Origin of the sequence: Salmonella sp. 3C, assembly GCF_025426275.1 — a bacterium.
In the GTDB taxonomy this organism is placed as follows: domain Bacteria; phylum Pseudomonadota; class Gammaproteobacteria; order Enterobacterales; family Enterobacteriaceae; genus Salmonella; species Salmonella enterica.
Window position 1 is genome coordinate 4,408,982 of sequence record NZ_CP104858.1, and the last position, 23,663, is coordinate 4,432,644.

Sequence of the window (23,663 nt, forward strand, 5' to 3'; positions counted from 1 at the left end):
TTTCCTTCATCATTAACCGACGCTGTGCTCAAGGCTAATCGTCAGCAGTTTTTGCGCTTCAACGGCGAACTCCAGCGGTAGTTCCGAGAAAACGTCTTTGCAGAAACCGTTGACGATCATCGAAATAGCGTCTTCTTCGCTGATGCCGCGTTGCAGACAATAGAAAAGCTGATCTTCACCGATGCGTGATGTTGTCGCCTCGTGCTCCAGCTGCGCGCTGTTATTGCGGCATTCAACATACGGGAACGTATGCGCGCCGCAGTCCGCTCCAATCAACATGGAGTCGCATTGGGTGAAATTTCGGGCGTTGGTTGCCGTCGGCATAATTTTTACCAGCCCACGGTAGCTGTTCTGGCTGTGGCCGGCAGAAATGCCTTTTGAGATAATGGTTGAGCGCGTGTTTTTACCGATATGGATCATTTTGGTGCCGGTGTCAGCCTGCTGATGTCCACTGGTCAGCGCAACGGAATAGAACTCGCCGATAGAATTATCACCGCGCAGGATACAGCTCGGGTATTTCCAGGTAATCGCCGAACCGGTTTCCGACTGGGTCCACGACATCTTGCTGTTTTCCCCTTCGCACAACGCCCGCTTGGTCACAAAGTTCAGAATGCCGCCCGTGTTGTTGTCGCCCGGGAACCAGTTTTGTACGGTGGAATATTTTACTTCAGCATCTTTATGGATGATGACTTCCACTACCGCGGCGTGGAGCTGATAACTGTCGCGTACGGGCGCGGAGCAGCCTTCGATATAACTCACATAGCTGCCTTCATCCGCCACCAGAATCGTGCGCTCAAACTGACCGGTTTTCTCGGCGTTAATGCGAAAATAGGTGGATAACTCCATTGGGCAACGCACGCCTTTGGGAACATAGATAAATGTCCCATCGGAAGCGACTGCCGCATTCAGCGCGGCAAAAAAGTTATCGTTCCCCGGCACGACGGTGCCAAGATATTTCCTGACCAGGTCAGGGTGATCGTGTATCGCTTCGCCAAAAGAACAGAAAATAATGCCCTGTTCCGCCAGTTTTTCACGGTATGTGGTCGCTACGGAGACCGAATCAAAAATCGCATCGACGGCGACCTCTTTCCCTTCGCGAACCGGAACGCCAAGTTGCTCGAAGGCGTCTTCAACCTCTTTACTCAAAAAGGTATTCGCGCCCGTTTGCTGTACGGCTCCCGGCTGGGAAACGCAGCTATCGTCGCAGTTTCCGCATGATGGCGCAGAGTAATAGCTGTAGTCCTGATAGTTCAGTTTATCGTAGTGCGCCTTCAGCCAGTGCGGTTCATCCATGTCCAGCCAGGCTCTATAGGCATTGAGACGAAATTCCAGCATCCACTCAGGTTCGTTACGCTTTGCGGAAATCGCGCGCACCACCTCTTCGCTGATGCCTTTTGCCAGTTCATCAGTGGGTAGTTGCGTGAAAAATCCTTCTTTGTAATTAAGGCGTCCGCCTGTCCAGATGCCGACCTCTTCCGTTGCTTCAGTGTTACGAGACATAGTACCGCCTATACCCCAAAACTTTCGCCGCAGCCGCATTCATTCTGGGCTTTGGGGTTATGAAATTTAAATAACTGGTTCAGCCCTTCCTGTACGTAATCCACTTCTGTTCCGTCAATAAAAGGCATCGCCTGTAACGGTGCGAAAAGCTTTGCGCCTTCGGCTTCAAAAACCAGATCGTCTTTATCCGGCTCCCGAACGGTATCCAGAACATAGCCAAATCCGGCACATCCCGTCTGTTTTACGCTTAACCGCACGCCCAACATGCCCGGCTGCTTTTCTGCCAGTTCACGTATGTGCGCTGCCGCCGCTGGCGTTAGCGTCAGCCCTTGCCAGGGGAAGTCCTCCGGGTTAAACGTGTCTGAATGCAATTCCATAGAGTTACCTCGCGTTCTAAATCACCAGGATATAACAGCATGTTAGTGATAATGATTATCACTTCAACCCCTTAACCGCAGGGGCTTTCCAACAAATGGTCATATTGAGCGCCTTTTATTAAGCATAGACCCTGTCCGCCAGGTCATACGACAGACAAAAAACAACTTAACTTTTTGATAAGTAATGATTTATAAGATATTAACCGTTCTGGCAGGTCAAAAACGAAAAGATGTATAGAAAATGACTATTTAATTAATAGGCTGTCGACATTGCCGGGCGGCGAGGTCAGAACCCCATTTTTTGTATGGATACCTGGCGTTGCGCTCTTTATAATCCGCTGCGGTTCTATAACTCAGTTTGAGCTATAGGTTTATGTAAACTCTTTCCGGCATTTCAGGTGCTGAATGAGGCAAGAGGCTTAAAATATGGTTGTTACGCTCGCGTATATCGCACTTTTTTTGGTTTTCTCGTGGGTCATCTTGAGAATTAATCAAAAAAGCGATTCCCTGTCGAAAAGCGTTTTTATCGCTATCTTTTTAGGGGCTGTTATTGGTTTATCCCTGCATTTTATTTCAGCAAATCACACTAAAACTATTATCGAATGGTACAGCATCGTCGGCAATGGTTACGTCCACCTGTTAAAACTGGTCGCTATACCGCTAATTTTTATTTCTATTCTTTCCGCCATCAATAAACTGGAAAATAGCGCCGGCATCGGAAAAATGTCGCTGACGATCGTCGGATGCATGTTATGCCTGGTGATGGTTGCCGGTTTTATCGGATTACTGACCGCTCATGTGCTGGGGCTTGACGCCAGCGCTTTTGTGCACATGCCGTCAATGTTAACTACAGAAGAAGTCAATAAGACTGCCGCGGTGTCGATTCCCCAGTTAGTGACATCGCTGATCCCGACTAATATTTTTCTTGATCTTACGGGAGCCAGAAGTGTTTCCGTTATCGGCATCGTTATCTTCACGCTAATAGCGGGGATCGCTCTGTTAAAGGTCAAAAAAGAGGCGCCGGAAGAAGGTCAGAAATTAAGCGCAGGCATTAACGCTATCCAGATCTGGGTCATGAAGATGGTACGTATCGTTATTGCATTAACGCCCTATGGCGTCATGGCATTAATGACTACCGTATTTTCATCATACCACTTTGAACAATTCGCCAGCTTACTTGGTTTTATCGGCGCCTGTTATATCGCGATTTTCATGATGTTTATCGTGCATGCCATCTTGCTGATCCTCAGCGGTAATAATCCAGCGCGTTATTTCAGTATGGTCTGGCCCGTCTTAACCTTTGCGTTTGTTTCCCGCAGCAGCGCAGCCTCTATCCCGCTGGCCATTTCCGCCCAGGAAAAATTTGGCGTACAAAGCACTATTGCCAATATTTCCGCCTCGTTTGGCTCCAGTATGGGGCAAAATGGCTGCGCCGGGATTTATCCGGCTATTATGGTAGCGATGATTGCGCCCACCATCGGCATTGATCCGCTCTCGCTGCATTTTCTGGCCGCGATGTTGCCTGCCATTGCGCTAGGGTCTATTGGCGTAGCCGGCGTCGGCGGCGGCGGTACGTTCGCGGCGCTGATTGTCCTGTCGACGTTGAATTTTCCCGTTGCGCTGGTCGGTATTTTTATTGCCATCGAACCTATCGTTGATATGGCCCGCACGGCTCTGAACGTTAACGGATCGATGATGTCAGGTGTGCTGGCTAACCGTATTTTGAATAATCATACGGCTGACGACATGCCAGCGGTTATTGACAGACCTTAGTTTTTTACGCGCCCGGAAAAGAAAAACCCTTAAGTCTGTTCAATACAGGCTTAAGGGTTCCGGCCCCATCCGGCGCTTATCTCCGGCACTCTTAATGGCTTAGCTCTTGAAGGGGCATAAGAATAATCTCATAAAGAACGCGCGCCTTTTTAGCACAAATGGCGATCTGTATTTTTTTTAAACAAAATCAAGGGGGTTATCTATTACCTGGGGACAGTGTCTGGTGAGATTGCCTGGTAACATAGCCGGATGGCGGCTAACGCCTTATCCGGCCTACACAGACTTTATTAATGCACGCCCAACCGCCAGGCGAAATAGATCTCTTCTTTCAGTTCGGTTGCAGAGAGGGTGAGGAGATCGGCAAACTCTAACTCCAGCTGTTTTAAACGCTTCAAATACTGCGCGGGAGAAAGTTCGGTTTTATCACGGCGTAAAAATTCAATCGCCAGTTGGGTCGGGTCTAAATCAGTAGACATATCATCCTCGCTTATGTGTAAACGTGCACAGTATATCACCTTTTTCTGCGCACATTTTGACCAAAAGCAATATGCATCACACTTTTATGGTGACAACGTCACACAATCGCCGTAGTAAGACGCGAAGAACAGCACAGACGTCCCTGTTCATCAAAGATCTCTATCTGCCAGACCTGATGGCGAGCCCCGGTATGCAACGCTTTACAGACGCCTCGTACGCGCCCCTGACGCGCCGACCGTACATGGTTGGCATTCACCTCCAGCCCCACCACCTTTTGCTCCCCCTGCGTACACAGATAACCTGCGACCGAGCCGATACTTTCCGCCAGCACCACAGACGCTCCGCCATGCAGCAAGCCGAACGGCTGTTTGGTGCGATGATCGACGGGCATTGTCGCTTCCAGCGTATCGTCCCCAATACGCTCAAAGCGGATATCAAGCAGGCCAACCATATTTCCTTCCCCCATCGCATTAAGCGCATCGAGGGTCACTTCACGTTTCCAGATCAACCTATAATCTCCAGTAATGCCTGCAACGGGTGACGCACGCCCGTACCTTCAATGCGTTTAACCTGGCTTCGGCAGGAATAGCCGGTTGCCAGGCAGCGGTTTCGCGGTAGACGTTGCATCGCCTGATGCCAGGATAGCTCATAAATTCCCAGCGAATTTTTATGATTGGTGAGTTCATGTCCATAAGTGCCCGCCATACCGCAGCAGCCTACGCTGACATTTTCCAGCTTCGCGCCAAAATGGGCAAAGATGGCGGCCCACTGCGCAGGCGCGCCGGGTAAAGCCGTGACTTCCGTACAATGACCAAAAAAGTACCACGGTTCGCCGCTCACCTCGACGGACAGTCTTGCATTTATTTCCTGCGCCAGCCATTCATTCACCAGCAACACATGAAAATCGCCGCGCTGTTCACCCAGCGCCAGTTTGTATTCGTCGCGATAACACAGAACCAGCGCCGGATCGACGCCCACCATCGGCATCCCCAACGCGGCGATCCGATTAAGGAACTCAGAGGTTTTTTTCGCCGTTTTCGCAAAGCGATTAAGAAAACCTTTAATATGCTGCGCCTTACCATTCGGCGAGAACGGTAACAATACCGGCCTCCTGCCCAGTTTTTCCGCCAGGCGGATAAAGTCCGCCACGACCCGGGCGTCGTAGTAGCTGGTAAACGGATCCTGAACCACCAGTACCGTTTTCGCTTTTTGCTCGGCGCTCATGCGTTCCAGTTGCTCAAGCGTCATATTGGCAGACGGATGGCCCACCAGTTGCTGTTGCAATGAAGGGGCAGAAAGCAGAGGTAAATCCACCATACCGATATGTTTTTTCGCCAGATTACGAACCACCGGTTGGTTAATAAAAAAGTTAAAGGTCTTTGGCGCACGCGCCATCAGCGGCGCGTAGGTCTCGACCGTCGCCACCAGATGATCGCGTACCGGGCGCAGATAACGCGTATGGTAAAGCTGTAAGAAACGTGAACGAAACTCCGGAACATCGATTTTAATCGGACACTGGGTCGTACAGGCTTTACACGCCAGACAGCCGGACATGGCCTCTTTAACTTCATGGGAAAAGTCATACTCGCCTTTGCGTTTGTGCCAACTATTCCGGGTGCGGGCAATCAGCGTGCGTAAGCTGGCGCGTTTTTCTGGCAACTCCTTTTCCAGCTTCAACGGATCGACGCCGCGATCGGCCAATAGACGGAGCCATTCCCGCACCAGCGTCGCCCGCCCTTTCGGCGAGTGGATCCGGTTAAGGCTAATTTTCATCGACGGGCACATTGGGCTTTTCGCATCGAAATTAAAGCACAGGCCGTTACCATTACACTCCATAGCGCCGCGCCAGGTCTGCCGCACTGCCAGCGGGATTTGCCGATCCCAGGTGCCGCGTTTTACCGCATCCACCTTCATCATCGGCGCCTCTATCCCTTGCGGCGGACAGATTTTACCCGGGTTAAGTCGATTATGCGGATCAAAAGCCGCTTTTATTTTGCGCAGCTCGCCATACAGAACTTCGCCGAAAAAGGCCGGGCTGTATTCCGCACGAAAACCTTTTCCATGCTCGCCCCACAACAGCCCACCGTATCTGGCGGTCAGCGCGACGACCTCATCGGAGATCTGTTTCATCAACAGTTCCTGCTGCGGATCGCACATATCCAGCGCCGGACGCACATGCAGCACCCCGGCATCCACGTGGCCGAACATGCCGTAACTTAAGCCATGACCATCCAGCAGGGCGCGAAATTCGGCGATGTAATCGGCCAGATGTTCAGGCGGCACGCAGGTATCTTCCGCAAAAGGAATCGGTTTGGCAGCGCCTTTCGCATTACCCAGCAGCCCTACCGCTTTTTTACGCATCGCGTAAATACGCTCAATACCCGTCAAATCGGTACAAAGTTGCCAGCCGATCACGCCCGCTTCCGCTCGCGCCATCAGGCCATCCAGCCGGTGGCACAGCGCCTCGACCTGTCCGTCAATAAGCGCTTCATCATCACCCGCGAATTCCACGATATTCAGGCCAAGCATCTCTTTATCCGGCACATCGGTAATCAATTCGCTAACGGAGTGCCAGACAATATCTTCCCGCGCAAGGTTAAGGACTTTGGAATCGACCGTCTCGACGGATAAGGCGCGCGCGTCAACCATAAAAGGGGCGTTACGCAGCGCGGAATCAAAGGAGTCGTATTTTACATTCACCAGACGGCGGACTTTGGGTATCGGGGTAATATCCAGCCGGGCTTCAGTAATAAACGCCAGCGTCCCTTCCGACCCCGTTAAGATGCGGGTGAGATCGAAGCGGGTCATGTCATCGTTAAAGACGTGGCGTAAATCGTAGCCTGTCAGGAAGCGATTGAGCTTTGGAAAGCTATCGAGGATAAGTTGGCGGTTTTCCAGGCAGGACTGATAGACGGTCTGATAGATGCGGCCTGGCGTCGTCGTGTTTTCACCCAGCGTCCGGGCAAGCTCTACGGGCATCGATTGCGTGTCAAGGATATCGCCCCCCAACAATACGGCCCGTATGCCTAAGACGTGATCTGACGTTTTTCCATAGACCAGCGAACCCTGACCGGAGGCATCGGTATTAATCATACCGCCAAGCGTGGCGCGATTACTGGTGGAAAGTTCCGGCGCAAAAAAATAGCCATACGGCTTTAACGCTTGATTAAGCTGATCTTTTATCACTCCCGCCTCTACCCGCACCCATCCCTCTTCAGGATTAATTTCAATAATGCGGTTCATATAGCGGGACATATCAACAATAATGCCCTGGTTTAGCGCCTGGCCATTCGTGCCAGTACCGCCGCCTCGAGGGGTAAATATCAGCGACGTAAAGCGCGGCTCCGCCGCCAGACGGGCAAGAAGCGCGACATCCGCCGTAGAACGGGGAAACACAACAGCATCGGGAAGAAGCTGGTAGATACTGTTATCGGTCGACATTGTCAGACGGTCGGCATAGCTGGTTGCCGTATCGCCCGTAAACCCTTGCTGCTCCAGCGCCTGCAAAAAATTGAGCACCAGCTGAACGACGCCGGGTGCCTGAGAAATTTGTGGAATCATTATATTGACCTTTTCCTGCGGTCTATGTTGTGAACGGTGGCGCCCAACCCGGCGAGCGCGAGCGGTCTACGCACAGGAAGGGATGCTTAATCGTTTGCGTGTTGCGTTATTTGTTGTATCACATTTTTTTCCTGTGCGCCCAACAGAATTACATGCAGAATCGGCCTGTTAAAAACCGCTGAAATTGCTCATCATTATAGGGTGTGGTTTGCATGTTCACGTCGCGCCAACGTTCTGGCGCAAAGACAAAGGTGAAAAGTATTTATGGTAAATGTTCATCAGCCCAGGGATATTGCGCAAGTGCTGCTATCGGTGCTGTTTTTAGCCATCATGATTGTGGCCTGTTTGTGGATAGTACAGCCTTTTATTTTGGGGTTTGCATGGGCAGGTACGATTGTTATCGCGACCTGGCCCGTTTTGCTGAAATTACAAAAAATATTGTGGGGCCGCCGCTCGCTTGCCGTATTGGTCATGACGCTGCTGTTAGTGCTGCTCTTCGTTATTCCCGTCGCCTTGCTGGTGAACAGCATTGTCGATGGTAGCGGCCCGCTCATCCATGCAGTGACTGGCGGCGATATGACGCTACCCGATCTGGCATGGTTAAATAATATTCCGTTGGTTGGCGCCAAACTGTATGCCGGATGGCATAGCCTGCTGGATATGGGCGGTAGCGCTATTATGGCGAAAGTGCGGCCTTATATCGGCACAACCACGACCTGGTTTGTCGGTCAGGCGGCGCATATCGGACGCTTTATGATGCACTGCGCCCTGATGCTGTTGTTTAGCGCCCTGCTTTACTGGCGCGGCGAACAAGTGGCGATGGGTATACGCCATTTTGCCTGTCGTCTCGCGGCTAAACGCGGCGATGCGGCGGTTCTGCTGGCTGCCCAGGCGATCCGCGCCGTGGCGCTTGGCGTGGTGGTCACCGCGCTGGTACAGGCGGTACTTGGCGGCGTCGGGCTGGCGATTTCCGGCGTGCCTTACGCTACTCTGTTGACGGTAGTGATGATCCTTTCGTGTCTGGTTCAGTTGGGGCCGTTGCCGGTATTGATTCCAGCCATTATCTGGCTTTACTGGACAGGCGACACCACCTGGGGCACCGTGCTGCTGGTTTGGAGCGCCGTCGTCGGCACTCTGGATAACGTGATTCGCCCGGTACTCATCCGCATGGGCGCCGATTTACCGCTGCTTCTGATCCTTTCCGGGGTAATCGGCGGCCTGATTGCATTCGGTATGATTGGTCTGTTTATTGGACCGGTGCTTCTGGCCGTGACCTGGCGTTTGTTCTCCGCATGGGTACATGAAGTTCCGGCGCCGACGAATGAACCAGAGGAGATCCTTGAAGAGCTGGATGACATCGAGGAAGCCAACAAGCAGTCATAATCCCGTCGGGCGGCATTGCCGCCCGATGCTTTAGCGACGTTTATCAATTCAACGCACACTCCATTTTGATTCGCCCGTCTGTTCCCCGCCGCATCTCATTTCTGTCGCAAATCCGTTACAGTTTTTAAACTATTGAGACGAATCTGATCGACGCAAAAAGTGCTCATGCCTACTATTAGTACACGGTTATAAATCAACACATTGATTTATAAGCATGGAAATCCCCTGAGTGAAACAACGAATTGCTGTGTGTAGTCTTTGCCCGTCTCCTACGATGGGCTTTTTTTTTAACTTTTTTCGCCGCATTGTTACATAAGCCAGCTCCCGTTTTCCTTCAACACCGCGATATCTGCAACGAACAAATAATATTGCACAAAATAGTGTGATTCTGTTCAAGTCGAAACGGTGTCGGTGGTGCTATTTATAGCATCACTTTTTTCATATAAAAGCCTAAAAAATGATGAACGCGTTAGAACTACAAGCACTACGGCGTATTTTTGATATGACGATTGAAGAATGCACAATCTATATCACCCAGGATAATAATTCGGCAACCTGGCAACGATGGGAAGCTGGCGACATACCCATCTCTCCAGAAATCATTGCCAGGCTAAAGGAAATGAAAGCCAGGAGACAGCGACGAATTAACGCCATTGTTGACAAAATAAATAACCGCATCGGCAATAATACAATGCGTTACTTCCCTGATTTATCTTCTTTTCAGTCCATTTATACAGAGGGGGATTTTATCGAGTGGAAAATTTATCAATCTGTTGCTGCCGAACTTTTCGCACATGATCTGGAGCGGCTGTGTTAGACGTAAACTTTATCGCCGCATCGTATTGATACCGGATAGAAAACCACACAATCACGACATTGACTTGTCACCCTATCCAATATGCTTCCTGCCTGTGTATACCACTGTAACGTTCAGGCGGCATCTCTGAGTCAGATAATATGAAAAATCGTTATTTCCCTACCGCTGTAGGGTTGTATTTTAATTACTTTGTACATGGCATGGGGGTTATCCTGATGAGCCTGAACATGTCATCGCTTGAACAGCAATGGCATACCAGTGCCGCAGGCGTATCTATTGTGATCTCTTCGCTTGGTATTGGCCGGCTAAGCGTTTTGTTAATCGCCGGTATGCTTTCCGATCGCTTTGGTCGCCGTCCTTTTATCATTCTGGGGACCGCCTGTTACCTGATTTTTTTCATTGGCATTCTTTATGCTCAGACGATTTTTGTCGCTTATGCCTGTGGTTTTTTAGCGGGTATGGCCAACAGTTTTTTAGATGCAGGTACCTATCCCAGTTTGATGGAAGCCTTCCCTCGCTCCCCCAGTACGGCAAATATTCTGATTAAAGCATTTGTCTCTGGCGGGCAATTCTTGTTGCCCATTATTATCAGTTTATTAGTCTGGGCTAATATGTGGTTTGGCTGGTCCTTCCTGCTTGCCGGGGCGATCATGCTTATTAATGCTCTGTTTTTATTACGCTGTCCTTTTCCACCCTATCCTGGTCGGATATTGAAGCCCAAAATCTCGCAAGCGCCAGTCACAGGCGTACATCATTGCTCCCTCATCGATCTTATCAGCTACACCCTTTATGGCTATATCTCGATGGCAACCTTTTATCTTTTAAGTATTTATACCTGCGGATCGCTACTCTGCGTTTTTATTACCGCCCCGCTGGTCAGAAAAACAATTCGCTCTACCACATTATTGATGTTTTATACCTTTATCTCTTTTATTGCGCTTCTGACGGTCTGCCTGCATCCTCAGACCTATATTGTTATGATCTTCGCATTCGTCATTGGATTCTCTTCCGCCGGTGGCGTAGTACAAATCGGCCTGACGCTGATGGCGTCCCGTTTTCCACAGGAGAAAGGTAAAGCGACCGGTATTTATTACAGCGCCGGCAGTATCGCGACGTTCACTATTCCGTTGATCACAGCGCGGATTTCAGAAATGAGCATTGCACATATTATGTGGTTTGATACCGGTATCGCCGCAGCGGGATTTCTCCTCGCGCTGTTCATCGGTTACCGAAGTCGGGCTGAATCACAACATCACGCTGAAGCAGCGTCAACTGCGCAATAAATGTTAGCGTGCCAGTTGCAATATTATTGCCTTGCTATGCAAAATAAAACGTTAGCCATTATCACCGGGAAACAAAAAATGTAATTTTCGTGTTAATTATTATTCATTATCTTCACACTTATCAGAAAAATTGCGATGAGCATCACGAGTTATATGTATTAAACAACAAATTCGCAGCAATTTTTATATTTCCTGGCTAACAAATGAAATGCTATCAATGCAATAAACCTGGCATTTTAAACGCCATGTTATGTACATATAACGACAGTACCGAATTATAGTGTTACTGAACAATCGCTGCATGTAGTAAAGCAGTAATAAGCAGGACATTGAATCAAACCATCAGCAAGGAGCTGTGAACAAATGTCTCAGAACAAGGCTCGCAACATGCCATATTTGCTGGCTGTTATCTGCATTTATTTTAGTTACTTTCTCCACGGCATGAGTGTTATTACACTAGCCCAGAACATGACCTCCCTTGCACAGAAATTCTCCACGGATAGTGCCGGTATCGCCTATTTAATCTCTGGCATTGGTCTTGGCCGTCTGGTCAGTATTTTATTCTTTGGCGTACTGTCCGATAAATTTGGCCGTCGGGCAATAATACTGCTTGGCGCCGTACTATATATGCTATTTTTCTTCGGTATTCCCGCCAGTCCTAACCTGATGATCGCTTTCATATTAGCGGTGTGTGTCGGCGTGGCGAACTCCGCGCTGGATACCGGCGGATACCCTGCATTAATGGAGTGTTTTCCCAAAGCATCGGGCTCGGCAGTTATTCTGGTTAAAGCGATGGTCTCTTTTGGGCAAATGATTTATCCCCTTATTGTCAGCGCCTTGTTAGTCAACCATATCTGGTACGGCTACGCGGTGGTAATCCCTGGTATCCTTTTCGTCCTCATCACGTTGATGCTGTTGAAAAGCCGTTTTCCCAGCCAACTTGTCGATGCCAGTATTGCGAAAGAATTACCCCAGATGAACAGTACTCCCCTCGTCTGGCTGGAAGGCGTAGCTTCCGTTTTATTTGGCGTCGCCGCGTTCTCAACCTTCTATGTGATTGTGGTCTGGATGCCTAAATATGCGATGGCCTTCGCCGGAATGGCGGAATCCGACGCGCTGAAAACCATCTCTTATTACAGTATGGGATCGTTGGTTTGCGTGTTTATTTTTGCCGCATTGCTGAAAAAAATGGTTCGCCCCATCTGGGCCAATGTTTTCAATGCCGGGCTGGCGACACTCACCGCTGCGGCAATTTACCTGTATCCCTCTCCACTGATCTGTAATGCTGGCGCCTTCGTGATTGGTTTTTCCGCTGCTGGAGGTATTTTACAATTAGGCGTATCGGTAATGTCGGAATTTTTCCCTAAGAGTAAAGCTAAAGTCACCAGTATATATATGATGATGGGGGGCGTAGCTAACTTTCTTATCCCACTGATTACCGGTTATCCCTCTACTATTGGCCTGCAATATATCATTTTGTTAGATTTTGCCTTTGCACTACTGACATTTATCACCGCCATTATTGTATTTATTCGCTATTATCGCGTATTTAAGATCCCGCAAAACGATGTCCGATTTGGCGAGCGTTATTTCCAGTAAAAATGTTAACTATGCGCAACAGGCATGCGCCCTGCTCTGCACTGTCCACTTATTAAGGAGTATAAAATGGATGTTACCGCAAAATATGAATTAATTGGTCTTATGGCGTATCCTATCCGTCATAGCTTATCGCCCGAAATGCAAAACAAAGCGTTAGAAAAAGCGGGGCTACCGTATACCTATATGGCTTTCGAAGTGGATAACACGACGTTTGCCAGCGCCATTGAAGGACTGAAAGCATTAAAAATGCGCGGTACGGGCGTCTCCATGCCAAACAAACAGCTCGCGTGTGAGTATGTCGATGAATTAACGCCAGCAGCAAAACTGGTTGGCGCTATCAACACCATTGTTAACGATGACGGCTATCTACGCGGCTACAACACGGATGGTACGGGCCATATTCGGGCAATTAAAGAAAGCGGTTTCGATATTCGGGGAAAAACCATGGTGCTGCTCGGCGCGGGAGGCGCGGCTACCGCCATTGGCGCCCAGGCAGCCATTGAAGGCATTAAGGAAATTAAACTGTTTAACCGTAAAGATGACTTTTTCGAAAAAGCGGTTGCCTTTGCGAAGCGGGTGAATGAAAACACCGATTGCGTCGTTACCGTCACCGATCTTGCCGATCAGCACGCTTTTACTGAAGCGCTTGCCAGCGCAGATATTCTGACGAACGGTACCAAAGTTGGCATGAAACCATTGGAGAACGAATCCCTGATCGGCGATGTTTCCCTGCTCCGGCCTGAATTGCTGGTCACCGAATGTGTTTATAATCCGCATATGACAAAGTTATTGCAGCAGGCGCAACAAGCTGGTTGCAAAACAATTGATGGTTACGGCATGTTGTTATGGCAAGGAGCCGAACAGTTTGAACTGTGGACAGGAAAAGCATTTCCATTGGACTATGTGAAGCAGGTGATGGGATTCACAGCCTGACCGGTAAAATTATAATTGCGACGAATGACAATGAAGGGTACCAAATGAAAACCGTAACTGTAAGAGATCTCGTGGTTGGCGAAGGCGCGCCAAAGATCATTGTGTCGCTAATGGGAAAAACCATTACCGATGTGAAATCGGAAGCACTCGCCTACCGTGAAGCGGATTTCGATATTCTGGAGTGGCGCGTTGACCATTTTGCCAACGTGACAACGGCGGAAAGCGTACTTGAGGCCGCCGGCGCCATCCGGGAGATTATCACCGATAAACCCTTGCTATTTACCTTCCGCAGCGCGAAAGAAGGCGGCGAACAGGCGCTAACCACCGGACAGTATATCGCTCTGAATCGTGCAGCGGTTGACAGCGGTCTGGTCGATATGATCGATCTTGAGCTTTTTACCGGCGACGATGAGGTGAAAGCCACCGTCGGCTATGCTCATCAACACAATGTTGCGGTGATCATGTCTAACCATGATTTTCATAAAACGCCCGCAGCGGAAGAGATTGTTCAGCGTCTGCGTAAAATGCAGGAACTGGGCGCCGATATTCCGAAGATCGCCGTCATGCCGCAGACTAAAGCCGATGTCCTGACCTTACTTACCGCCACTGTAGAAATGCAGGAGCGCTATGCGGATCGTCCGATTATTACCATGTCGATGTCGAAAACCGGGGTAATATCTCGTCTTGCCGGCGAAGTGTTCGGTTCTGCAGCAACGTTTGGCGCGGTGAAAAAAGCATCTGCGCCGGGACAAATATCAGTAGCCGATCTGCGTACCGTATTAACTATATTGCACCAGGCGTAATACTTTATCGTGTGGCGGAATATTCTCTTTCTGCCACAATAAAATAAATAGTTATCTGACATGAATATGTTCCATATTCATTGAAAGCCGCTGTCTTTATTACCTTAACACGGTTATATCGATATTGCTTTCAGGGATAATAGTGGAGTAAATATGAAAATCAATAAGCCATCACGCATTAATGGCCGCGTTCCCGTGCTCTCTGCACAAGAAGCAGTAAATTATATTCCAGATGAGGCCACTTTATGTATTCTGGGCGCAGGCGGCGGTATTCTCGAAGCGACAACATTAATTACCGCACTGGCAGATAAATATCAAACAACCCAGTCACCACGAGATTTATCTATTATTAGCCCTACCGGATTAGGTGACCGCGCCGATCGCGGCATCAGCCCGCTGGCGCAGGAGGGACTGGTAAAATGGGCGCTATGCGGACATTGGGGGCAATCTCCCCGTATTTCTGAACTGGCTGAACAAAATAAAATCGCCGCCTATAACTACCCACAAGGCGTATTAACCCAGACGCTGCGCGCCAGCGCCGCACACCAGCCGGGTATTCTGAGCGATATCGGTATTGGTACCTTTGTCGACCCTCGCCAACAGGGCGGAAAATTAAACGACGTGACTAAAGAAGATCTCATTAAGCTGGTAGAGATCGATAATAAAGAATATCTCTATTATAAAGCGATAGCGCCTAATGTGGCTTTTATCCGCGCCACCACCTGCGACAGCGAAGGCTATGCATCATTTGAAGATGAGGTGATGTATCTTGATGCGCTGGTGATCGCCCAGGCCGTTCACAATAATGGCGGTATTGTAATGATGCAGGTGCAGAAAATGGTAAAAAAAGCCACGCTGCATCCAAAATCCGTGCGTATTCCCGGCTATCTGGTGGATATTGTGGTTGTCGACGCCGACCAGACGCAACTCTATGGCGGCGCGCCGGTGAACCGATTTATCTCCGGGGATTTCACTCTTGATGATAGTACGCAGCTTACCCTACCCCTTAATCAGCGCAAGCTGGTAGCCCGACGCGCGCTGTTTGAAATGCGTAAAGGCGCGGTAGGCAATGTGGGCGTAGGCATTGCCGACGGTATTGGTCTGGTCGCTCGCGAGGAAGGCTGCGCCGATGACTTCGTGCTGACCGTAGAAACCGGCCCGGTGGGCGGTATTACCTCTCAGGGCGTGGCCTTCGGCGCCAATGTCAATACCCGCGCAATCCTTGATATGACCTCACAATTTGATTTTTATCACGGCGGTGGGCTCGATGTCTGCTATTTAAGTTTTGCCGAAGTGGATCAACACGGTAATGTCGGTGTACATAAATTCAACGGCAAAATTATGGGCACCGGCGGGTTTATCGATATTAGCGCAACGTCGCAAAAAATTATTTTCTGCGGAACTCTGACGGCCGGAAGTTTAAAAACTGAAATTACCGATGGCAAATTAAATATTCTGCAGGAAGGTCGCGTGAAAAAATTCGTCAGCGAACTGCCGGAAATTACGTTCAGTGGAAAAATTGCGCTTGAGCGCGGGTTAGACGTGCGTTACATCACTGAACGTGCGGTTTTCACTCTCAAACAAGATGGCCTGCATTTAATTGAAATTGCGCCTGGCGTCGATCTGCAACGGGATATTCTTGACAAGATGGATTTTTCACCGGTTATCTCACCAGATTTAAAACTGATGGACACAAGATTATTTACCGATAGCACTATGGGATTCACGCTTCCTGACGCAACACATTAAAAGGAGTACAAATATGGATTTTTCATTAACTGAAGAACAAGAACTATTACTGGCCAGTATTCGCGAGTTAATCACCAGCAATTTTCCGGAAGAGTATTTCCGTACCTGCGATCAAACGGGCACCTATCCCAAAGAATTTATGCAGGCGCTGGCGGAAAACGGTATTTCGATGCTGGGCGTCCCGGAAGAATTCGGCGGCATTCCGGCTGACTATGTAACGCAAATGCTGGCGCTGATGGAAATCTCAAAATGCGGCGCTCCGGCCTTTTTGATTACCAACGGCCAATGCATTCACAGTATGCGCCGTTTTGGTTCCGCAGAACAACTGCGTAAAACAGCAGAAAGTACTCTGGCCACCGGCGATCCAGCATATGCGCTAGCCTTAACAGAACCTAGCGCGGGCTCTGATAATAATAGCGCCACAACAACCTGGACGCGTAAAAACGGCAAGGTTTATCTTAACGGCCAAAAAACATTTATCACCGGTGCAAAAGAATATCCTTACATGCTGGTTCTGGCGCGCGATACGGAGCCAAAAGATCCTAAAAAAGCGTTCACGCTTTGGTGGGTGGACTCAAATAAACCGGGCATAAAGATTAATCCGCTGCACAAAATTGGCTGGCACATGTTGAGTACATGCGAAGTTTATCTCGATAATGTCGAGGTGGACGAAAGCGACCGGGTCGGTGAAGAAGGCATGGGTTTCCTCAATGTCATGTACAATTTTGAGATGGAGCGTTTGATTAATGCGGCGCGCAGTACAGGTTTCGCCGAATGCGCGTTTGAAGATGCCGCCCGTTACGCCAACCAGCGTATCGCCTTTGGTAAACCCATCGGCCATAACCAGATGATCCAGGAAAAGCTGGCGTTAATGGCCATCAAAATCGAAAACATGCGCAATATGGTGTTGAAAATCGCCTGGCAGGCCGATCGGGAAGAGTCACTGCGTACCAGCGCCGCGCTGGCTAAGCTGTACTGCGCACGCACAGCGATGGAAGTGATTGACGATGCGATTCAGATTATGGGTGGGCTTGGTTATACTGACGAAGCCCGTGTCTCCCGCTTCTGGCGCGATGTTCGCTGCGAACGTATCGGTGGCGGCACGGATGAAATTATGATCTATGTGGCAGGACGCCAGATTCTGAAAGACTATCAGAACAAGTAAAGATCGTACCGGAACGTCTTATTCGGCCTGACTGCTTTACGGCATCAGGCCGAATAAATCAGATATATTTCGCCGTCAGGTATTTGGCAGCAAATACGCCTGCTCAACCAGACTATTTTTAAATTGCTTACGATAATCGTTGGGAGAACATCCTACATGCCGCATAAACAATTTGGCAAAATGGTCCACATTTTCATATCCTACCCGCCATGAAATTTCTGCCAGTGGCGACTCAGTGTTTGTCAGCGCAAACTTGGCCTCGGTCATACGTCGTTGAATAACATAGTTGATAGGGGATATATGATATTCTTTGGCAAATTCATGGCATATATAACTGACGCTGGCGCGAAATTTTTTCGATAGCTGGTCAAGCGTGATTTTTTCACGATAATTATTATTGAGATAAACAAGCACATCCTTAATTAATACATCTTTTTTAATGTAGCCTTGTTCAGAACGATAGGCATTTTTAAAATTTTCATAATAAAGCGCGGTCAGAGTGTAAGCAAATGCATCGTATACAGAGGAAGCCAATACGTTTTTCCCCTGCGGAAGTAACACGCTTAATTCATTAAAGATACTTTTAATGACCTCTTTCCCCTGAACCACGGAAACCACCGGACAGGAATGACTCGCGGAGTCAAAACAGCGCTGATACATAATAACCTCTGTCAGGTTTAAAAAGATAACCAGGATAAAATAAAGCGAGCGTCAGTGTTGTACAACCGTGGAGATTACCAGCAAAACAAGATTATTCGTTCCGAATGCAAGATATTATGTTCTTTTGCAGACAGCTCAGATTACCTGTCGATAGCGTATTATCAGACAAAAATACATAGCCGACATATCTTTGATGTTTTCTTTTAACCTCACAGAAACAACATCGCACGTTTCATGTTAAAAAATGATGATATGCTTCGCACTTATTATTCTCACTACCGTATTTATATTTTTATGACACCCTTTTCAGATGGTTGCTAACGATTCTCTGTTCGCAGATTTTTCGTGCAAGATTGTTGGCAAGGAAAACAGATTGACCCATCGAAAACCTCTTCAGACTGCCGCAGACTATTTTCAGTCAGATTTACGTTACTTATCCGCACGCGACTCACTGGAGATGCAATGAAAATAATAACCTGCTTTAAGTTGGTGCCTGAAGAACAGGACATTACCGTGACCCCGGAGCATTCGCTCAATTTTGATCGTGCCGAGGCCAAAATCAGCCAGTTTGATTTAAATGCAATTGAGGCCGCCGCGCAGTTAGCTGGCGGTGGCGACGAGATCGCCGCGCTCACCGTCGGCGGCTCTCTGTTACAAAATTCAAAAGTCCGCAAAGATGTGTTATCCCGCGGGCCAGATGCGCTTTTCATGGTTCAGGATGCGCAACTGGAGCACGCCCTGCCCAAAGAAACCGCGCTGGCGCTAGCATCCGCGGCGGAGAAAATCGGCTTTGACCTGTTGCTCTTTGGAGAGGGCTCCGGCGATATTTATGCCCAACAGGTGGGCCTGCTGACTGGCGAACTCCTGAAACTCCCCGTCATCAACGCAGTAAGCCATATTCAACGCGACGGCGACAAAATCATCGTTGAACGCACACTGGAAGAAGACGTTGAAATTATCGAGCTCACGCTGCCCGCGGTGCTTTGCGTGACCTCAGATATTAACGTTCCACGCATCCCGTCAATGGAAGCCATTCTCGGCGCCGGGAAAAAAGCCGTTACGTCGTGGCTGGCGAGCGATATCCACTGGACCCCAACCACGCCACTGGCGGAACTGGTCGCCATCTCGGTACCGCCGCAGACAGAACGCAAGCATATCATTCTCGATAACGATTCGCCGGAAGCCATTACCGCACTGGCCGACCATTTGAAAAAATCCCTGAACTAAACCCAACGGAGAAAAATTATCATGAATCATTTAGCTAACGTATGGGTATTTAGCGATAACGTAGAGCGTTATGCCGAATTAATGACCGGCGCGCGGCAGTGGGGAGAAAAAGTTTACGCCATCGTGCAAGGAAACACGGAGATCGACTACGTGAAAGCGCTTGGCGCTGATGAGATAGTCGTTCTTGAATCGCATACGGATTTGCAGCGCGTGGAAAACTATGCCGAAACGCTGGCCTCATTATTAGGCGACCAAAATGGGCTGCTGCTCATGGCGGCGACCAAGCGCTGTAAAGCGCTTGGCGCCCGGCTGAGCATCCAGCTTGACGCCATGATGGTGAACGACGCGACGTCTATTGACCTCCTCGACGGGACGCTACACGCAGAGCATCGCATGTACGGCGGACTTGCTTTCGGCAAAGAGAAATTAAACAGTCCGCAGGCGATTATTACGCTGGCACCCGGCGTGCTGGAACCCGCCGCCCCTCTCCCCGGTCATACTTGCCCGCAGACCACGCTGGCATATATTGCCCCACGCCACGAGGTATTGTGCCAGCAGCGGCGCGCGAAATCGCTAAGCAGCGTCGATTTGAGCAAAGCCAAACGGGTCATCGGCGTAGGACGAGGCCTGGCGGCGCAAAGCGATCTGGATATGGTGCATAAACTGGCGACCGTCCTCGGCGCAGAAGTGGGCTGTTCCCGCCCCATTGCGGAAGGTGAAAACTGGATGGAACGCGAGCGTTATATTGGCGTATCCGGCGTTCTGTTGAAATCCGATCTCTATCTGACGCTGGGCATTTCCGGCCAAATTCAACATATGGTGGGTGGAAACGGCGCAAAAATTATTGTCGCAATTAACAAAGATAAAAACGCGCCCATTTTCAATTATGCCGATTATGGTCTGGTGGGCGATATCTATAAGGTTGTTCCTGCCCTCATCGACCAGTTAAGCCGCTAATTCCTTTTTCAACGCACATCTCCCGTCGTCGATACGGCGGGAAAGGAGCATAAAGCATGTCGGATGATAAATTTGACGCTATTGTGGTGGGCGCAGGCGTAGCAGGAACGGTCGCCGCGTATGTGATGGCAAAAGCGGGACTGGATGTACTGGTTATTGAACGCGGAAACAGCGCGGGCAGCAAAAATATGACCGGTGGCCGGCTCTACGCTCACAGTATCGAAAGTATTATGCCGGGATTCGCAACGTCCGCCCCCATCGAACGCGTCGTTACCCGTGAAAAAATCTCCTTTTTAACCGAAGAAAGCGCCGTCACACTTGATTTTCACCGCGCGCCCCCTACTCCGCCCCTTACGTCATATACCGTACTGCGCAACAAACTGGACCCGTGGTTAATGGCGCAGGCGGAGCAGGCTGGCGCGCAGTTTATCCCAGGTGTACGGGTCGACGCTCTGGTACGTGAAGGCAATCGCGTCACTGGCGTTCAGGCCGGGGATGATATTCTTGATGCGAATATTGTGATTCTCGCGGACGGCGTGAATTCCATGCTGGGCCGTTCACTGGACATGGTGCCTGCCTCGTCTGCGCATCACTATGCCGTCGGCGTAAAAGAGTTGATTGGGCTCTCTCCGGCACTTATTGAAGAGCGCTTTAATCTGGCGTCCCATGAAGGCGCCGCCTGGTTATTCGCTGGCGCGCCCTCCAACGGGCTCATGGGCGGCGGGTTTCTTTATACCAACCGCGATTCGGTTTCTCTGGGGCTGGTATGTGGCCTGGGCGACATTGCTCACGCGACCAAAAGCGTACCGCAAATGCTGGAAGATTTTAAACAGCATCCGGCGATACGCCCTTTGATTCAGGGGGGAACGCTGCTTGAATACTCCGCTCATATGGTGCCCGAAGGCGGCATAGCAATGATGCCGGAGCTGGCAAATGACGGTGTGATGATTGTCGGCGACGCCGCCGGTCTTTGTCTGAATCTCGGCTATACCGTCCGCGGCATGGATTTAGCCATCGCGTCCGCGCAAGCGGCCGCTCAAACCGCCATTGACGCTAAAGCGCGGCAAGATTTTTCCGCCGCGAGTCTTGCCGGTTACAAACGCGCGCTGGAGAAAAACGGCGTGTTACGCGATATGCGGCATTTCCGCAAACTCCCCGGATTAATGGAAAACCCACGGCTTTTTACCGAGTACCCGCGTATGGCGGCAAACATTGTGGGCGATCTGTTCACCGTTGATGGCGGTCCAGTCCCACCGTTGCGTAAAACTATCCTGTCACATGCGAAAAAAATTGGACTGGTGAATCTATTAAAAGACGGCATAAAAGGGGCTACGGCATTATGAGTTCGGACAATAAGGTGAATGTTGACGTCAAATTGGGCGTAAATAAATTTTACGTAGATGAAGGACACCCACATATCATTTTGCGCTCCTCGCCTGACATGCAGGAGTTTAATAAATTAATAAAAGCCTGCCCTGCCGGACTCTATAAGCTGGACGATGCGGGAAATATTCATTTTGACTCCGCGGGCTGCCTGGAATGCGGGACCTGCAGGGTTCTCTGCGGCAATACTCTTCTCGAAAAATGGGAATACCCGGCGGGAGCGTTCGGCGTTGAGTTTCGCTACGGCTGACGCTCTGAAACACCGGATAACGACGCTACGGCGTCTTATTCGGCTTGCCCCCGGAGATTACGTCATTTGTATTAATAGAGAACAAGTCAATGAGTGTTACATTAACGTTTGACGCCGCGCGGCGGAAAACCTATCGCGAGTCCGGCTACTGGGGCGATGCTTCACTGGGCGACTACTGGCGGCAAACCGCACGCGCCGTACCCGATAAAATCGCCGTGGTCGATAATCATGGCGCGTCCTGGACCTACGCTGCGCTCGACTGCGCGGCAAGCCGCCTGGCAAACTGGTTACTGTCTCAGGGGATTCAACCGGGCGATCGCGTGGCCTTTCAGCTTCCGGGCTGGTGTGAGTTTACCCTCATTTATCTGGCCTGCCTGAAAACAGGCGCGGTATCTGTCCCGCTACTTCCCGCCTGGCGAGAAGCAGAGCTGGTTTGGGTGCTGAACAAATGTCAGGCTAAAATATTCTTCGCCCCCACCGTATTCAAACAGAATCGTCCGGTCGATCTTATCCTTCCTCTACAAAATCAACTGCGCCATCTGACGCATATTGTCGGCGTGGATAAACTGGCGCCTGCCACCACAGCGCTTGCGCTTAGTCAAATCATCGACCGCAGCGAACCGTTGCAGTCAGACATTAACATTCACGGTGATGAGCTGGCGGCAGTGCTGTTTACCTCCGGCACAGAAGGAATGCCGAAAGGGGTGATGTTGACCCACAATAATATTCTTGCCAGCGAACGGGCGTATTGCGCGCGGTTGAATTTAACCTGGCAAGATGTGTTCCTGATGCCTGCGCCACTGGGCCACGCCACCGGATTTTTACACGGCGTCACCGCGCCCTTTTTAATCGGGGCGCGTAGCGTATTGCTGGACATCTTTACCCCAGAAGCCTGCCTTACCTTATTAGCGCAGCAACGCTGTACCTGTATGTCAGGCGCGACGCCGTTTATTTACGATCTGCTTTGTGCCGTTGAGCAACAGCCTGCCGACCTCTCCTCACTGCGATTCTTCTTATGCGGCGGCACGACTATTCCCAAAAAGGTTGCCCGCGACTGCCAGCAGCGCGGTATCAAATTATTGAGTATTTACGGTTCTACAGAAAGTTCTCCACACTCGATGGTTAATCTGGGTGATTCGACTTCACGCATGATGAACACCGATGGTTATGCCGCCACCGGTGTAGAAATTAAAATCGTGGATGAAGATCGCAATACGCTTCCAGCAGGCCACGAAGGCGAAGAAGCCTCGCGCGGGCCGAACGTTTTTATGGGATACCTGGACGAGCCGGAACTTACCGCCCGCGCACTGGATAATGAGGGCTGGTATTACAGCGGCGACCTCTGCCGCATGGATGAAGACGGTTATATCAAAATTACCGGGCGCAAAAAGGATATTATTATACGTGGAGGTGAAAATATCAGCAGTCGCGAGGTGGAGGATATTTTATTGCAACACCCCCGCATACACGATGCTTGCGTCGTTGCTATGCCTGATGAACGCTTAGGCGAACGTTCATGCGCGTATGTAGTCTTAAAACCACCGCACCTTTCGCTGACGCTGGAAGAGGTGATCGCTTTTTTCAGTCGAAAACGGGTAGCGAAGTATAAATATCCGGAACGGATCGTCATCGTAGAAAAACTGCCCAGAACCGCCTCTGGCAAAGTGCAGAAGTTTCTGTTGCGGCAGGATATTATTGAGCGGCTGCGCCAGGAGCACACTGCGGTATAAATTGCCGGATGGCGACGTTAACGCCGCCATCCGGTA

At 49.9% G+C, this 23,663-nt stretch carries 19 protein-coding genes, 1 other RNA gene and 1 pseudogene; 15 read left to right on the forward strand and 6 right to left on the reverse strand.

Features of this window, described 5'->3' with window-relative positions; translation table 11 throughout:
* Nucleotides 1-12: 12 nt before the first annotated feature.
* On the reverse strand, nucleotides 13-1,500 hold the full coding sequence (gene sufB / locus N7E69_RS21365; protein ID WP_000089384.1) for a Fe-S cluster assembly protein SufB: 1,488 nt from the start codon (nucleotides 1,498-1,500) through the stop codon (nucleotides 13-15).
* Between the two features lie 8 nt (nucleotides 1,501-1,508).
* The gene (gene sufA / locus N7E69_RS21370) at nucleotides 1,509-1,877 is read right to left on the reverse strand and encodes a Fe-S cluster assembly scaffold SufA (RefSeq protein WP_000418970.1); all 369 of its coding nucleotides are present in this window, start codon (nucleotides 1,875-1,877) and stop codon (nucleotides 1,509-1,511) included.
* A 426-nt stretch (nucleotides 1,878-2,303) separates the two neighbouring features.
* Between sufA and N7E69_RS21375 the strand changes: the two genes are divergently transcribed.
* Nucleotides 2,304-3,650, forward strand: a complete 1,347-nt coding sequence (locus N7E69_RS21375; RefSeq protein ID WP_000261863.1) for an L-cystine transporter — start codon at nucleotides 2,304-2,306, stop codon at nucleotides 3,648-3,650.
* A 287-nt stretch (nucleotides 3,651-3,937) separates the two neighbouring features.
* Here the strand turns inward: N7E69_RS21375 and N7E69_RS21380 are convergent, their stop codons facing one another.
* The 3 genes from N7E69_RS21380 to N7E69_RS21390 all read right to left on the reverse strand — a co-directional run bounded on the left by N7E69_RS21380 (nucleotide 3,938) and on the right by N7E69_RS21390 (nucleotide 7,688).
* Nucleotides 3,938-4,126 carry a YdiH family protein gene (locus N7E69_RS21380; RefSeq protein WP_001537749.1) on the reverse strand — a complete coding sequence of 63 codons (189 nt, stop codon included), beginning with the start codon at nucleotides 4,124-4,126 and terminating at the stop codon, nucleotides 3,938-3,940.
* A gap of 98 nt (nucleotides 4,127-4,224) precedes the next feature.
* Nucleotides 4,225-4,635, reverse strand: coding sequence for a 1,4-dihydroxy-2-naphthoyl-CoA hydrolase (gene menI, locus N7E69_RS21385; RefSeq protein ID WP_000637930.1), 411 nt, complete (start codon nucleotides 4,633-4,635; stop codon nucleotides 4,225-4,227).
* Nucleotides 4,632-7,688: an FAD-binding and (Fe-S)-binding domain-containing protein gene (locus N7E69_RS21390; RefSeq protein WP_000612922.1), complete on the reverse strand. Its 3,057-nt coding sequence runs from the start codon at nucleotides 7,686-7,688 to the stop codon at nucleotides 4,632-4,634. Before N7E69_RS21390 ends, menI begins: the two co-directional genes overlap by 4 nt.
* A gap of 264 nt (nucleotides 7,689-7,952) precedes the next feature.
* Between N7E69_RS21390 and ydiK the strand changes: the two genes are divergently transcribed.
* The 9 genes from ydiK to N7E69_RS21435 all read left to right on the forward strand — a co-directional run bounded on the left by ydiK (nucleotide 7,953) and on the right by N7E69_RS21435 (nucleotide 17,420).
* Nucleotides 7,953-9,071: an AI-2E family transporter YdiK gene (gene ydiK / locus N7E69_RS21395; protein WP_000248551.1), complete on the forward strand. Its 1,119-nt coding sequence runs from the start codon at nucleotides 7,953-7,955 to the stop codon at nucleotides 9,069-9,071.
* A 182-nt stretch (nucleotides 9,072-9,253) separates the two neighbouring features.
* Nucleotides 9,254-9,361: antisense sRNA RprA (gene rprA / locus N7E69_RS21400), an RNA gene on the forward strand.
* A gap of 167 nt (nucleotides 9,362-9,528) precedes the next feature.
* The gene (locus N7E69_RS21405) at nucleotides 9,529-9,888 is read left to right on the forward strand and encodes a YdiL family protein (RefSeq protein WP_000980452.1); all 360 of its coding nucleotides are present in this window, start codon (nucleotides 9,529-9,531) and stop codon (nucleotides 9,886-9,888) included.
* Between the two features lie 140 nt (nucleotides 9,889-10,028).
* Nucleotides 10,029-11,171 carry an MFS transporter gene (locus tag N7E69_RS21410; RefSeq protein WP_000797674.1) on the forward strand — a complete coding sequence of 381 codons (1,143 nt, stop codon included), beginning with the start codon at nucleotides 10,029-10,031 and terminating at the stop codon, nucleotides 11,169-11,171.
* Between the two features lie 363 nt (nucleotides 11,172-11,534).
* Entirely contained in the window at nucleotides 11,535-12,770 is a 1,236-nt protein-coding gene (locus tag N7E69_RS21415; protein WP_000081213.1) for an MFS transporter, read from the forward strand.
* Nucleotides 12,771-12,836: 66 nt separating this feature from the next.
* Nucleotides 12,837-13,703: a quinate/shikimate dehydrogenase gene (gene ydiB, locus N7E69_RS21420; protein ID WP_000383488.1), complete on the forward strand. Its 867-nt coding sequence runs from the start codon at nucleotides 12,837-12,839 to the stop codon at nucleotides 13,701-13,703.
* A gap of 44 nt (nucleotides 13,704-13,747) precedes the next feature.
* A complete protein-coding gene (gene aroD, locus N7E69_RS21425; RefSeq protein ID WP_000860224.1) occupies nucleotides 13,748-14,506 on the forward strand; it encodes a type I 3-dehydroquinate dehydratase in 759 nt (252 codons plus the stop codon).
* Between the two features lie 153 nt (nucleotides 14,507-14,659).
* Nucleotides 14,660-16,255 (forward strand): acyl CoA:acetate/3-ketoacid CoA transferase, encoded by a 1,596-nt coding sequence (locus N7E69_RS21430; protein WP_000700599.1) that lies wholly within the window; start codon nucleotides 14,660-14,662, stop codon nucleotides 16,253-16,255.
* Between the two features lie 13 nt (nucleotides 16,256-16,268).
* On the forward strand, nucleotides 16,269-17,420 hold the full coding sequence (locus N7E69_RS21435) for an acyl-CoA dehydrogenase (protein WP_108610901.1): 1,152 nt from the start codon (nucleotides 16,269-16,271) through the stop codon (nucleotides 17,418-17,420).
* Nucleotides 17,421-17,495: 75 nt separating this feature from the next.
* Here the strand turns inward: N7E69_RS21435 and N7E69_RS21440 are convergent.
* Nucleotides 17,496-18,050 (reverse strand): annotated as a pseudogene (locus tag N7E69_RS21440) (helix-turn-helix domain-containing protein); the annotation flags it as partial.
* A gap of 492 nt (nucleotides 18,051-18,542) precedes the next feature.
* Between N7E69_RS21440 and N7E69_RS21445 the strand changes: the two are divergent.
* From N7E69_RS21445 to fadK, 5 genes are all read left to right on the forward strand, one after another.
* On the forward strand, nucleotides 18,543-19,307 hold the full coding sequence (locus N7E69_RS21445; protein ID WP_001751923.1) for an electron transfer flavoprotein: 765 nt from the start codon (nucleotides 18,543-18,545) through the stop codon (nucleotides 19,305-19,307).
* 21 nt (nucleotides 19,308-19,328) lie between these two features.
* Complete coding sequence (locus N7E69_RS21450) at nucleotides 19,329-20,264, forward strand: electron transfer flavoprotein subunit alpha (protein ID WP_001015885.1); 936 nt, start codon at nucleotides 19,329-19,331, stop codon at nucleotides 20,262-20,264.
* Between the two features lie 56 nt (nucleotides 20,265-20,320).
* A complete protein-coding gene (locus N7E69_RS21455; protein ID WP_001278555.1) occupies nucleotides 20,321-21,607 on the forward strand; it encodes an FAD-dependent oxidoreductase in 1,287 nt (428 codons plus the stop codon).
* Nucleotides 21,604-21,897, forward strand: a complete 294-nt coding sequence (locus N7E69_RS21460) for a ferredoxin family protein (protein ID WP_000093361.1) — start codon at nucleotides 21,604-21,606, stop codon at nucleotides 21,895-21,897. The genes N7E69_RS21455 and N7E69_RS21460 overlap by 4 nt, the downstream gene beginning before the upstream one ends.
* A gap of 89 nt (nucleotides 21,898-21,986) precedes the next feature.
* A complete protein-coding gene (gene fadK, locus N7E69_RS21465) occupies nucleotides 21,987-23,627 on the forward strand; it encodes a medium-chain fatty-acid--CoA ligase (RefSeq protein WP_000117492.1) in 1,641 nt (546 codons plus the stop codon).
* Nucleotides 23,628-23,663: the final 36 nt, after the last annotated feature.